The organism is Streptomyces sp. NPDC126499, from assembly GCF_040302485.1.
Taxonomy (GTDB): domain Bacteria; phylum Actinomycetota; class Actinomycetes; order Streptomycetales; family Streptomycetaceae; genus Streptomyces.
This window is the reverse complement of record NZ_JBEOUO010000028.1, coordinates 86,026-98,806: the sequence shown is the minus strand read 5'-3', so window position 1 is coordinate 98,806 and position 12,781 is coordinate 86,026. Positions and strand designations below refer to the sequence as shown.

At 74.0% G+C, this 12,781-nt stretch carries 11 protein-coding genes; 5 read left to right on the top strand and 6 right to left on the bottom strand.

Annotated features, from left to right (window positions below):
- Positions 1 to 291: 291 nt before the first annotated feature.
- The 4 genes from ABTZ91_RS30210 to ABTZ91_RS30195 form a co-directional block, all read right to left on the bottom strand.
- Complete coding sequence (locus tag ABTZ91_RS30210) at positions 292 to 936, bottom strand: hypothetical protein (RefSeq protein ID WP_352080397.1); 645 nt, start codon at positions 934 to 936, stop codon at positions 292 to 294.
- 144 nt (positions 937 to 1,080) lie between these two features.
- Positions 1,081 to 2,520 (bottom strand): citrate:proton symporter, encoded by a 1,440-nt coding sequence (locus ABTZ91_RS30205; RefSeq protein WP_352080396.1) that lies wholly within the window; start codon positions 2,518 to 2,520, stop codon positions 1,081 to 1,083.
- 121 nt (positions 2,521 to 2,641) lie between these two features.
- Positions 2,642 to 4,867 carry a molybdopterin oxidoreductase family protein gene (locus tag ABTZ91_RS30200; protein ID WP_352080395.1) on the bottom strand — a complete coding sequence of 742 codons (2,226 nt, stop codon included), beginning with the start codon at positions 4,865 to 4,867 and terminating at the stop codon, positions 2,642 to 2,644.
- 245 nt (positions 4,868 to 5,112) lie between these two features.
- Complete coding sequence (locus ABTZ91_RS30195) at positions 5,113 to 5,766, bottom strand: TetR/AcrR family transcriptional regulator (RefSeq protein ID WP_352080394.1); 654 nt, start codon at positions 5,764 to 5,766, stop codon at positions 5,113 to 5,115.
- Between the two features lie 236 nt (positions 5,767 to 6,002).
- On the opposite strand from ABTZ91_RS30195, the gene hmgA reads away from it, so the two are divergent.
- From hmgA to ABTZ91_RS30180, 3 genes are all read left to right on the top strand, one after another.
- Entirely contained in the window at positions 6,003 to 7,316 is a 1,314-nt protein-coding gene (hmgA, locus tag ABTZ91_RS30190) for a homogentisate 1,2-dioxygenase (RefSeq protein WP_352080393.1), read from the top strand.
- Positions 7,317 to 7,366: 50 nt separating this feature from the next.
- Positions 7,367 to 8,116: a GntR family transcriptional regulator gene (locus ABTZ91_RS30185; RefSeq protein WP_352080392.1), complete on the top strand. Its 750-nt coding sequence runs from the start codon at positions 7,367 to 7,369 to the stop codon at positions 8,114 to 8,116.
- A gap of 286 nt (positions 8,117 to 8,402) precedes the next feature.
- Complete coding sequence (locus ABTZ91_RS30180) at positions 8,403 to 9,635, top strand: type ISP restriction/modification enzyme (protein ID WP_352080391.1); 1,233 nt, start codon at positions 8,403 to 8,405, stop codon at positions 9,633 to 9,635.
- 12 nt (positions 9,636 to 9,647) lie between these two features.
- On the opposite strand, the gene ABTZ91_RS30175 is transcribed toward ABTZ91_RS30180, so the two are convergent.
- Positions 9,648 to 10,361, bottom strand: coding sequence for a TetR/AcrR family transcriptional regulator (locus tag ABTZ91_RS30175; RefSeq protein WP_352080390.1), 714 nt, complete (start codon positions 10,359 to 10,361; stop codon positions 9,648 to 9,650).
- Between the two features lie 86 nt (positions 10,362 to 10,447).
- On the opposite strand from ABTZ91_RS30175, the gene ABTZ91_RS30170 reads away from it, so the two are divergent.
- A complete protein-coding gene (locus tag ABTZ91_RS30170; RefSeq protein WP_352080389.1) occupies positions 10,448 to 11,407 on the top strand; it encodes an ATP-binding cassette domain-containing protein in 960 nt (319 codons plus the stop codon).
- Positions 11,404 to 12,180, top strand: a complete 777-nt coding sequence (locus tag ABTZ91_RS30165) for an ABC transporter permease (RefSeq protein WP_352080388.1) — start codon at positions 11,404 to 11,406, stop codon at positions 12,178 to 12,180. The genes ABTZ91_RS30170 and ABTZ91_RS30165 overlap by 4 nt, the downstream gene beginning before the upstream one ends.
- A gap of 180 nt (positions 12,181 to 12,360) precedes the next feature.
- Here the strand turns inward: ABTZ91_RS30165 and ABTZ91_RS30160 are convergent, their stop codons facing one another.
- Complete coding sequence (locus tag ABTZ91_RS30160; protein ID WP_352080387.1) at positions 12,361 to 12,633, bottom strand: hypothetical protein; 273 nt, start codon at positions 12,631 to 12,633, stop codon at positions 12,361 to 12,363.
- Positions 12,634 to 12,781: the final 148 nt, after the last annotated feature.

The window sequence follows — 12,781 nt, the reverse complement described above, 5'->3', positions numbered from 1 at the left end:
CCGGCCGGCCCGGCCGGCGTGGTCACGCCGTGCGCGGCGGCGCCGGCGGCCAGCGCGGGGCCCGCCGGCTCCTCGTCCTGCGCCCACCAGACGCCGCCCGCGACCAGGGACACGGTCACGACGACGGTTCTGGCGAGCCTGAGGAGCCGGCGCTGCCTGCGGGTGGTGCGGCCGCGCGGGCGGACGGGCCCGCGCGGGTGGGGCCGGCCCGGGCCCCGCTCGCCCGACGCGGACGCCGGGAGCGAGACGGGGACCCGGCCGGCGGTGGCCGTCCCGCGCGGGGAGTGGGACCTACGCGGCGCCATCGGCACGGCGGCGGCGCGAACGGCGGACGAGGATCAGACCCGCGGTGCCCGCGACACCCGCGGCGAGGGCCGATCCGATGCCGAACGCGGAACTCTCCTCGGCGGCGATGTTCTCCGCCACTCCGCCGCCGCCCGCTCCGACCGGGCCGTGCGGCGGCTTGTGGTGGCCGTTCCCGCCGCCGGGACCGCCGTTGCCGTTGCCGCCGTTGCCGTTCTCGCAGTCGACCCGGAAGACCTTGCTCTTCTTGGCGCCCAGCTGGCCCGTCCAGGTCACCTCGACCTTGTACTGGCCGTCGGGCATCGACATGTCGGGGCTGTAGCCGGTGCCGGCGCTGTTGAGCGCGATCGTGCCGGTGCGCAGCGACTCGGAGTTGGTGGGGGGCTGGTTGTAGATGTCCCACTGGATCTGCGAGCCCGGGATGTCGCGGAAGTTGAAGGCCGCGAAGTGGAACTCGCAGACCCTGGTGTGGTTGCTCTGGTCGGGCTCCTGGGTGCCCTTCCGGTGCACCTTGATGTCGCCGTCGTCGCCCGGGGCCGCGTACGCGGCGGGCGCCCCGGCCAGGGTGACGGCGCCCAGGGCGAGGCCGGCCACGAGGGTCGACAGCAGGGGACGGACGGACAGAGCGGTCATGAGGGTTCCTCCAGTCGTACAGCGATATCGGATCGATGAGGCCGATAATCTGACTATTGGTCATCACATGACTGCGGACGGTGGCACCGTGCCGTGCCACCGTCCCACTTCCACCCGTCCGGCCCTAGGGGGCCGGCTCACCCCCTAGACGATCCCGAAGAGGATCCCCGCCCCGAGCACCACCAGCGAGGTGAGGGCCGCCCACTTCACGACGAAGCGGGTGTGGTCGCCGAACTCCACCTTGGCCATGCCGACCAGCACGTACACCGCGGGAACCAGCGGGCTCGACATGTGCAGCGCCTGGCCGACGAGCGACGCGCGGGCGATCTCGAGCGGCGACACGCCGTGCGCCGCGCCGGCCTCCGCGAGGACGGGGAGCACGCCGAAGTAGAAGCCGTCGTTCGACATGAAGTAGGTGAGCGGAAGGCTCAGCAGGCCCGTGACCAGCGCCATGTGCGGGCCCATGCCCTCGGGGATGGCGCCGACGAGCCAGTCGGCCATGTGCTTGACCATGCCGGTGCCGGTGAGGACCCCGGTGAAGACGGCGGCGGCGAAGACCATGCCGGCGACGTTCAGGACGTTGTCGGCGTGGGCGGCGATGCGGGCCTTCTGGTCGGCCATCTGCGGGAAGTTGACGGTCAGCGCGAGCGCGGCGCCGAGCAGGAACAGCACCGGGATCGGCAGCAGTTCGAGGATCATCGCGGTGAGCAGGGCGACGGTCAGGCCGGCGTTGAACCAGTACAGCTTCGGCCGCAGGGTCGCGCGGTTCGGGTCGAGCCCCTGGAAGCCGTCCTCCTCGGCCGCCGGCGCGCCCTCCTCGGGCAGCCCGGCCGTGGCACCGGCACCCGAGCCGGAGCCGTCGGCGGCGCCCGTACCGGGTCCCCCGCCCGCCCCCGTACCGGCACCGCCGCCGCCCGTGGCGACCAGGACGGTCTCGGTCCGCGGCGCGAGGGCCTCGTCCAGGCTCAGATAGCCGATGCGCCGGCGCTCGCGGCGGCCGAGGACGTAGGAGAGCGCGAAGACGAAGAGCAGACCGGCCCCGAGCGCCGGGATCATCGGGACGAAGACGTCTCCCGCGTCCAGCTTGAGCGCGGTTGCGGCGCGGGCGGTGGGGCCGCCCCAGGGCAGGGTGTTCATGACGCCGTTGGCCATGGCGGCGACGCCGGTCATGACGACCAGGCTCATGCCGAGCCGCTTGTAGAGCGGGTACATCGCCGAGACCGTGATCATGAAGGTGGTCGAGCCGTCGCCGTCGAGGGACACGATCGCGGCGAGCACCGCCGTGCCGACCACCACCCGCACCGGGTCGGCCTTGCAGAAGCGCAGGATGCCGCGGACGATCGGGTCGAACAGGCCGACGTCGATCATCACGCCGAAGTAGACGATCGCGAACATCAGCATCGCGGCCGTGGGCGCCAGCTTGCCGACGCCCTCGATGACGTAGTCGCCCAGCTGGGCCCCTTGTCCGACGGCGACGCAGAACAGCGCGGGAATGAGGACGAGCGCCGCGATCGGCGACATCTTCTTCATCATGATCAGGACCAGGAAGGTCGCGATCATGGCGAAGCCGAGGACGGTCAGCATGGGAGGACACCTCACGTTCACCCTTGAACTCCCGCCAGAGCGGCGGTGCGGATGACGTTAGGTGGCCCCTTCCAGCGTCAACAAGATGTTCACGTGTGAGCAATACGAGCAAAACCCCAGGTCACAGCAGCGGTGATACGTGGACGGGGAAGCCGTTGAGGACGGCGGTGCCCGACAGGGGGTCGAGCCGCGAGCCGTCGAGCAGCTGGTTGACGTTCACTCCGGGACGGCGCGAGGCGGTCCGGAGCCGGGTGCCGGGGCGGTCGTGGCCCCAGCCGTGCGGAAGGCTGACGACGCCCGGGCGCACGGTGTCGGTGATCTCCACCTCGGCCTCCAGCTCGCCGCCCTCCCCCTTGACCCGGGCGGCGGCGCCCGCTTCGAGGCCGAGCCGGGCCGCGTCCTCCGGGTGGATCTGGAGGGTGCAGCGGTTGGTGCCGCCGGTGAGGGCGGGGATGTTGTGCAGCCAGCTGTTGTTGGAGCGCAGATGGCGCCGTCCGACGAGCCGGAGGGTGCCGGGGTCGGGTACGGAGCCGAGCGCGGCGCGCAGCCGGGGCAGGTCGGCGGCGATCGGGGCGGGCAGCAGCTCGATCCGGCCGCTGCGGGTCTTGAGGAGGCCGGGCAGGCGCGGCCGGAGGGGGCCGAGGTCGATGCCGTGCGGGGCGGCGCGCAGGGCGTCGAGGGTCAGGCCGTGGGAGCGCGCGTACGGGCCGAGGCGCAGCATCAGGTCGAGGCGCCGCTCGGGGCCGGTGGTGCCGGTGAGGCGGGCGGCGACGGCCTTGGGGTCCTCGCCGTACACGGGCGAGTGCTCCTGGGTCACGGCCTTGGCCAGGGTGCTGTCGATGGCGAGTTCGTCGACGGCCTCGGGCGGGGCGCCGTGCATGCCGGAGACGGCGAGGATCAGCCGGGCGTGGATCTCGCACTCGTCCATGCGGCCGGCGGCGAGCGGGACGGCGGGCGGGGTGTGGCGGACCTGGTTGCGGACGGCGAAGCCGTTGAAGGCGAAGTCGAAGTGGGCGCTCTGGGAGGGCGGCGGCGGGGGCAGGACGACGTCGGCGTGCCGGGTGGTCTCGCCCAGGTACGGATCGACGGCGACCATGAAGTCGAGGGAGGCGAGGGCCGCGTCGAGGCGCCGGCCGTCGGGGGCGGACAGGACGGGGTTGGCGGCGATGGTGATGACGGCCCGGATGCGCCCCTCCCCCGGGGTGTCGATCTCCTCGGCGAGGGCGGCGAGCGGCAGTTCGCCCTTGGCCTCGGGGTGACCGGAGACCCGGCTGCGCCAGCGGCCGAGGGCGAAGCCCTTGCCGGGGCCGGCCGGGCGGGGCGCGGGGGCGGTCGCGGAGAGGGGGAAGAGGGCGCCGCCGGGCCGGTCGAGGTTGCCGGTGAGGATGTTGAGGACGTCGACGAGCCAGTTGCCGAGGGTGCCGTACGCGACGGTGGAGGAGCCCATGCGTCCGTAGACGGCGGCGGTGGGGGCGGCGGCCAGTTCGCGGGCGGTGGTACGGATGGCCTCGGCGTCCAGGTCGCAGTCGGCGGCGACCGCCTCGGGGCTGAAGTCCCGTACCGCCTCGCGGACTTCGTCGACGCCCTGGACATGGGCGGCGAGGGGACCCGGGTCGGCCAGGTCCTCGGCGAAGAGGGTGTGGACGAGCGCGGCGAGGAAGAGGGCGTCGGTGCCGGGGCGCAGCGCGAGGTGGCGGTCGGCGAGCCGGGCGGTGCGGGTGCGGCGCGGGTCGACGACGGTGAGGGTGCCGCCGCGCCGGCGCAGTGCCCTCAGGCGGCCGGGGAAGTCGGGGGCGGTGCACAGACTGCCGTTGGAGTCGAGCGGGTTGGCGCCCAGCATCAGCAGGTGGTCGGTGCGGTCGAGGTCCGGCACGGGGATGGCGAAGGCGTCGCCGAAGAGCAGTCCGCTGGAGACGTGCTTGGGCATCTGGTCGACCGTGGAGGCGGTGAACAGGTTGCGGGTGCCCAGGGCACCGAGGAGCAGCGGCGGGTAGAGGGCGCCGGCGATGGTGTGGACGTTGGGGTTGCCGAGGACGACGCCGACGGCGTTCGGGCCGTGCTCCTCGATCAACGGCCGTATGCGGGCGGCGATGCGGTCGAATGCCTCGTCCCAGCCGGCCTCGCGCAGGACGCCGTTCTCGCGGACGAGCGGGCCGGTGAGCCGGTCGGGGTCGGCGTCGACCTCGGGGAAGGCGGCGCCCTTCGGGCAGATGAAGCCCTGACTGAAGACGTCGTCGCGGTCGCCGCGGGCGGCCGTGACCCGGCCGCCGTCGACGGTGAGGGTCAGTCCGCAGGTCGCTTCGCACAGGGGGCAGATGCGCAGGGCGGTGGACGGGGTGGAGGACATGCGGTCTCCCAGGGGCGGCGGCGGTGGCGCGCGGGCAAGCGCGAGCATACCGACCGGTAGGGAGGTGGGACAGGGGCTGCACGGAAGAGCCCGGCGGGGCTTACGGGAGGGGAGGGCGGGGTGCCGGGCGAGGAGGGCGGGACGGGAGGAGGCGGGCCGGGGCTTTACGAGAGCGACGCCGGGGGCTCGGGCGAGAAGGGCGAGGGCGGGGCTTACGGGACGGGACGGGACGGGAGGGCGGGGGCTCAGGCGAGGGAGGGTGCCAGGTAGGCGTGCAGGAGGGCGCGGGTCTCGGCGATGAGGGCGGGGTCGCCGGACGGGTCGGTGCGGAAGGCGAGGCGGAGCAGGGCGTCGGTGGCCTCGACGCAGACGAGGACCTTGCGGAGCAGGGTCTCGTCGACGGGCCGGCCCAGGGTCGCGGCGAGCAGGCCACAGATGCGTTCGGCGACCCGCCGGTTGGGGTCCTCCTCGCGGGTCTCGCCGGGCGGCGGGGCCTGGGCGGGGATGCCGAAGTCGACGAGGGCGAAGCCTGGCACGGTCCGCTTCATGGCGATGTACGCGTCGAGGACGGTGTCGATGGCGCCCGGGGCGTCGACGGCCGGCAGTGCGGCGAGCCCGGCGGTGATGCGGGCGGCGTAGCTGTCGAGGTTGCGGTGGGCGAGAGCGGCGGCCATGGCCCGCTTGTTGCCGAAGAAGCGGTAGACGGAGCCGATGGGTACGCCGGCGCGGGCGGCGACGGCGCGGGTGCTCAGCTGCTCGTAACCGGTCTCGTCGAGGAGTTCGGCGCAGGCGTCGAGGATGCGGGCGAGGCGTGCGGCGCTGCGCTGCTGGACGGGAGCGCGGCGGAGCAGCGGGGCCTGACCCGGGGCGGGCGAGTGCTTCGGGGTGGGCTTGGGCACGGGGCCATCATGCCGTTCCGGCGGGCGTCGGGCGACGGGCGGGCCGATGCCGCCGAGGGCGTACGCGCCGGTGAACCAGGAACGGCAGCCCGACGCTCACTTCCGGGAACCCCTCGGGCGCCGGTCCCGTCCAAGGTGCCCGGCGACGCGCGGGGTCCGGCCCCGTTGACGGGAGAGGGAGCGGAATCCTACGGTCATGCATAGGATTGTTGTGAGCGTCAGGACAGGAGCAGGCGATGAACGCGGAACAGGCGAGAAAGACGGCCGAAGCGCTGACCTACAGCACGGGTTTCGGCAACGAGCACAGCTCGGAGGCCGTCCCCGGAGCCCTCCCGGAGGGCCGCAACTCGCCGCAGCGCGCGCCGCTCGGCCTGTACGCGGAGCAGCTCAGCGGCAGTGCCTTCACGGAGCCACGGGCGCACAACCGGCGCTCGTGGCTCTACCGGATCCGCCCCTCGGCCGCGCACCCGCCGTTCGCGCGGATCGACAACGGCGCCCTGCGCGGCGCGCCTTTCACCGAGACCGTGCCCGACCCCAACCGGCTGCGCTGGAACCCGCTGCCGGAGCCGGCCCCCGGCACGGACTGGCTGGCCGGTCTGTGGACCCTCGGCGGCAACGGCGACGCCGCCCAGCGGGCCGGCATGGCCGTGCACCTCTACCACGCGAACGCGTCGATGGACCGGATCTTCAGCGACGCCGACGGCGAGCTGCTGATCGTCCCCGAGCACGGCGGCCTGCTGCTGCGCACCGAGCTCGGCAACCTGGCGGCGAACCCCGGTGACGTCGCGCTGATCCCCCGCGGTGTCCGCTTCCGCGTCGAGCTCCTGGACGAGACCGCGCGCGGCTACGTCTGCGAGAACTACGGAGCGCCGTTCCAGCTCCCCGACCTCGGCCCGATCGGCGCCAACGGTCTGGCCAACGCCCGTGACTTCCGGGCCCCCGTCGCCGCCTACGAGGACGTCGAGGGCCCGGTCGAGGTGGTCAACAAGTACTGCGGCAACCTCTGGGCGGCGATGTACGACCACTCGCCGCTGGACGTCGTGGCCTGGCACGGCAACCACACCCCGTACGTCTACGACCTGCGGCGCTTCAACGTCATCGGGACGATCTCCTACGACCACCCGGACCCGTCGATCTTCACCGTGCTCACCTCGCCGTCCGACACCCCCGGTCTCGCCGGCGTGGACTTCGTGGTCTTCGCCCCGCGCTGGCTGGTCGGCGAGGACACCTTCCGGCCGCCGTACTTCCACCGCAACGTGATGAGCGAGTACATGGGCCTGATCGAGGGCGCGTACGACGCCAAGGCGGAGGGCTTCGTGCCGGGCGGCGGCTCGCTGCACAACATGATGTCCGCGCACGGCCCCGACCGGGAGACCTTCGACAAGGCGAGCGCCGCCGAGCTGAAGCCGCAGAAGATCGACGACGGGCTGGCCTTCATGTTCGAGACCCGCTGGCCCGTCGCCGTCACCGCGCAGGCGGCGGAGGCGGACCACCTGCAGCGCGGCTACGACGACGTATGGCAGGGTCTGGAGCGCCACTTCCGGCCGTGAACAGCCGTACCATCCGGCCGGGTGTCTCATAGTCGTCGTTGGAGAGAGCCGTGACCGCCTTCGCTCCCGACTCGCTGGTCCTGAACCGGAAGCTGCCGCTCTGGTACCAGGTCTCGCAGTCGCTGCGCGCCTCCATACTGGGCCGCACCCCGGACGCCTCGCTGCGGCTGCCCACCGAGGAGCAGCTCGCCGCGCACTACGGCGTGAGCGTGCTGACCATGCGCCAGGCCCTCAAGGAGCTGGAGGAGGAGGGCCTGATCAGCAGGCACCGGCGGCGCGGCACCTTCATCGAACCGGGCGCCCGGCGCTCCACCCCGCGCCGGCTGCTGGGCTCGATCGACGCGATCGTGGCCCAGCAGTCCGGCGAGCGGACCACCGTGCTCGGCCACGGCACCGAGCCGGTCCCCGGCGAGCTCGCCGAGTACTTCCCCGGCACCGCCGAGGTCGCCGTCTTCCGCCGGCTGCGCGCCGACGGCGAGAGCGGCGAGCCGACCAACTGGGCCGAGAACGCGGTGCTCCCCGGCGTCGCGGCCGGCATCGACCCGGCCGACCTGGAGCGCTGGCCGATGACCAAGGTGCTGCGGGACGTGGTCGGGGTCCGCATCAGCCGCATCACCGACACGGTCGAAGCCCGCCTCGCCGACCCCGAGACCGCAGCCCTCCTCGACGTGCCGCTGCTGTCGCCGATCCTGCACTACACGGGCGTGACCTACGACGACGAGGGCCGCGTCGTGGACGTGGCCCGCATCCGCTACCGCGGCGACCGGTTCTCGTTCACGGTGACGGTGGAGGCGCAGTGACCGTGCGGGCGCAGTGACCGCGGGGGCGCGGAGACGGTGGAGGCGCGCTGACCGTGGAGGCACGGAGACGGCGGAGGCACGCTGACCGTGGAGGCGCGCTGACGGCGGAGCGCCACTGCCCCTGCCCCGCGAGGATGCGGGCCGGGCAGACCGGGGTCCCCGCCGGCGACAGGCGGGCGGAGCGAGAACGCTGGACCGCCGACGGCTCGCCCGGCCCCCTGCCCACCCCCGGTCGCCCGGGAGCACAGGGCGGTCCCGGGGCCGGGACAGGCCGGAACCTCATAGCATGCGGGGCATGACGGTAGCCCCCAGGCCGGATGCCCCGATGGACGACGTGCCCCTGCTGGACGACCTCATGCCCTGGTCCGTGGCGCCGCTGCGGCTGGGCCGTTCGTGGATCGTCGCCCCCGACCGGCGCACGCTCAGGGCGCGGTGGGAGCGGCTGGTGGCGGCGCGGGACGCCGAGCGGGAGGTGCTGTTCCGGTCCAGCCGGGCCCGGACGCCGTCGAGTTCGGTGGCCGCGCTGCCCGGGCAGCGCACCGGCACCGTGCGGTTCGCCCGGGAGGCCGGTCCCTGCCCCGAGCCGGTGCGGCTCGCGCACGGGCCGTTCGACGAGCAGTGGCTGCTGCCCGACCACCGGCTGATCGACACCGCGCGGCCCGAGCTGTGGCGGGTCGCCGACGGCCACCAGCTGTTCGCCGTCGAGCAGGGGTACGTGCCGGGCGCGGCCGGCCCCGCGCTGCTCGTGACGGCCGCGCTTCCCGAGGGGCGCTCCCCCGCGGGCCGTCCCGGCCGCATCCGGCCGCTGTTCCGGCGCCCCGGCGGGGTGGAGCCGAACCTCGCGCCCGGTCTGCTGCCTTTCCTGAGCCGCCGGTACGGACACGAGGTCGGCGCCCCGGACGTCCTGGCCTGGGCCGTGGCGGCGGCGCTGCCCTCCGCAGGGGGCTGCCGGGTGCCGCTGCCGGAGGATCCGGCGGTGTGGGCGCAGGGGGTGGCGCTCGGCCGGGAGCTCGTGGCGGTGCAGCTGCGCGGGGCCCGGGGCGGTGAGCGGCCCCGGCTGCCGGGCGGCCGCAGGCCCTATGTGCGGGCGGCGATCCCGGCGCGGCCGGCGACGCTCGCGTACGACCCCGAGGGCGAGGTGCTCGCGCTCGGCGAGGGCCGCGTCTCGCCGGTCCCGGCCGGGGCGTGGGAGTTCGAGGTCGGCGGGGTGCGGATCCTGGAGGAGTGGTTCGCGCGCCGGACGGCGGTCGCCGAGCCGGGCGGTCTGGAGGCGATCGGCCCGGCGGCCTGGCCGCAGGAGTGGACCTCGGAGCTGCTGGAGCTGATCACCGTCCTCGCGCTGCTCGCGGAGCGCGGCCCGGAGTGCGCGGCGCTCGCGGAGCGCGCCGGCGCGGCCGGGCTGACCCGTGCCGCGCTGCGGGAGGCGGGGGTGCTGCCGGTGCCGGACGGGGCGCGTCGGCCCGCGTCCGTACTGGACCATCAGGAGGAGGGCCCGGAGGGGCAGTTCGCCCTGCTGTAGCGGGGGCGGGGGTCAGCTCTTCACGAAGGAGTCGAGGACCCGGTCGACCGTGCGGGTGAAGACCTCCTGCGCGTCGGGCGGCGGGGCGGCCTCGGCGAAGACGGCGGTCAGGTGCGGGTAGGCGCCGGTGGCGAGGCGGCTCGCGAGATACGCCTGGCGCACGGCCTGTTCGCGCTCCTCGGACCACGGCAGGGAACGGGCCCGTTCGGCGAGGGCGAGTTCGTTGGCCACGAGCGTCATCACGGTGCCGTTGACCGTGGCGATCAGCTCCATCTTGGTGCCGCCGGGCAGGTCGAGTCCGTCGAGGCACGCCAGGCAGTGCTCCAGGAAGCGCAGGGCGTTGGGGCCGAAGGCATAGCCGGTGGTCATGAGGCGGATCACCCACGGGTGGCGGTGCAGGATCCCCCGGGCCTCGCGGGCCACGGCCCTCATGTCGGCCCGCCAGTCGCCGCTCGGACCGGCGCCGAGCTCGTACTCGCCGCTGACGCGGTCGACCATCAGCTCGTACAGGTCCTCCTTGCGCGGCACGTAGTTGTACAGCGACATGGTGCCGCAGCCGAGTTCGGCGGCGATCCGGCGCATGGAGACGGCGTCCAGGCCGTCGGCGTCGGCGATGCGGACGGCCGCGTCCGTGACGTCCCCCCGGCTGTAGGCCGGTTTCGGGCCTCGGCCCGTGCGCTCGGGGCGCGCCCAGATCACTTCGGGTTCGGCCGCTCGGCCCGCCATCTCATCACCTCGTCGTCCCCATCGTAGTGAGGACTCGGCACGGCACTCGGTTACGTACACCGTACGTAGTGCGCTAGGGTCACCGCATGACAACTACGTACGCTGTACTTAGTGAAGGTCTGCAGAAGCGGTACGGCGAGGTCCACGCGCTGCGCGGGCTCGACCTCGCCGTACCCGAGGGCACGGTCTGCGGCGTCCTCGGCCCCAACGGGGCCGGCAAGACCACCGCCGTCCGGGTGCTCACCACGCTCGTCTCCCCCGACGCGGGCAGCGCTCGGGTCGCCGGGTGCGACCTGGTCCGCGATCCGGCCGGGGTGCGCCGGCGGATCGCGGTCACCGGGCAGTACGCCTCCGTCGACGGCGACCTGACCGGCGCCGAGAACCTGCGGCTCTTCGCCCGCCTGCTGCGGGCCCCGCGCTCCCGCGCCGACGAGCTCCTCGAGCGTTTCGGGCTCACCGAGGCCGCCGGCCGGCCCGCCCGCACCTACTCCGGAGGGATGCGCCGCCGGCTCGACCTGGCCGCGAGCCTGATCGTCCGGCCGAGGGTGCTCTTCCTGGACGAGCCCACCACCGGGCTCGACCCGCGCAGCAGGAGCGAGATCTGGGACGCCGTACGGGGGTTGGCGTCCCAGGGCACCACCGTGCTGCTGACCACGCAGTACCTGGAGGAGGCCGACCAGCTCGCCGACGAGGTCGTCCTGGTCGACGAGGGCCGGGCCGCCCACCGGGGCTCTCCGGCCGAACTCAAGGCGCTGATCGGCGCTTACGCCGAGGTCGTGGTCGCCCACCCCTCGTTTCTCCCGGAGGCGGCCGCCGTGCTCGACCGGCTCACCGGCTCCGCGCCCGCCCTGGACACCGAGCGCCGCACGGTCGGCGCGGTCACCACGGACCCGGCTCTCACCCTGCCCCGGATCGTCCGGGAGGTCGACGCGGCCGGGGTCCCCCTGGTCGACGCCTCGCTGCGGCCACCCACCCTCGACGAGGTGTTCCTGCGCCTCACCGGCCGCACGCCCCGCCCCGCACCCACCCAGGAGGCCGCCGCATGAGCACCCTCGTCCACGACGGCACCGCGATCCTCGGCCGGCACCTGCGACGGATCCGGCACGCCCCGGCGATCACGGTCATGACGCAGACCATGCCGATCGTCTTCCTGCTGTTCTTCGGATACGTCTTCGGCAGCGCCCTCGCCATGCCGGGCGCCGACTACCGGGCCTTCCTGGTGCCGGGGATGCTGGTCGCTACGGCGGCGAACGGGGTGATGACGGGCATGTTCCAGGCGGCCCAGGACACCCACCGCGGCGTGACGGACCGGCTGCGGACGATGCCGGTGAGCAGGGCGGCCGTGCCACTCGGGCAGGCCCTCGCCGACCTGGTGACCAGCACGGCGGGAATGGTTCCGCTGCTGCTGGTGGGGCTCGCGATGGGCTGGCGGATCGAGGGCACGGCCCTGGAGGCGCTGGCCGCCGTGGGACTGCTGCTGCTGTTCCGCTTCGCGTGCACCTGGGTGGGCATCCTGCTGGGGCTCGCCTCGCGCAGCGAGGAGGCGGCGGGTCAGCTGGGCAGCGCCACCTTCATGCTGCCGCTGCTGTCCAACGCCTATCTCCCGGCTGACGGGCTGCCGGGCTGGCTGCGGACGGTCGCGGAGTGGAACCCGATCTCGGCGGTGACGACCGCCGTGCGGGTGCTGTTCGGGAACGCGTCCGTGCCGGCGGACGCGGCCTGGCCGGTGGCGCATCCGGTGGCGGGGGCGCTGCTGTGGTCGCTGGCGCTGATCGCGCTGTGCGCACCGGCGGCGGTGCGGCGCCACGCCCGCGCCTGACCGCTCGGCGGCGCTCCGGGCGGGCCGACAGCTCGGCGGCGGTCCGGGCGGACCGGGCAGGAAGAAGCGCCGGACGGGCGGGGACACGTCCGGCGGGCGGTCAGGAGCGGGCCGTGGGCCGATCGGGTGCGGGCGGGGGTGGTGCGTCGGGGTACGCGGGAGCCCGTCCCGGACGGCCTGTCAGCCGTGGCTGCCGAAGAGCGAGCGGCGCAGCCGGCGCAGCGGGGCGAAGAGCGAGACCCGCGAGCTGCGGCTGCGGTGGCCGTGCACCGGCACCTCGCGCGTACGCGTCGTCAGTTCGCGCATGAGCAGCGTCGCCTCGGCCGCCTCGCGCTGCGGCACGGCGGGACCGCCGAGCACCGCGAGATGGCGGTCGAGTCGCGAACTGCTCGCGCTGCTCCCGCAGGTGATGGCAGGCACACGCGGCCTGCTGCGCATCGTTATCTGTTCCATGTCACTCCCCACCCGTACGAGGGCACCCGGCCCGGGCAGGTTAACCCTATCGCTCCGCTACGACACCCGTGTATTCCGGCCGCAGGATTCACCGCTCCCGTACGGGGGTTGACGATCACTGTCCGAAACCGTCTGCTTCCACGGTGAG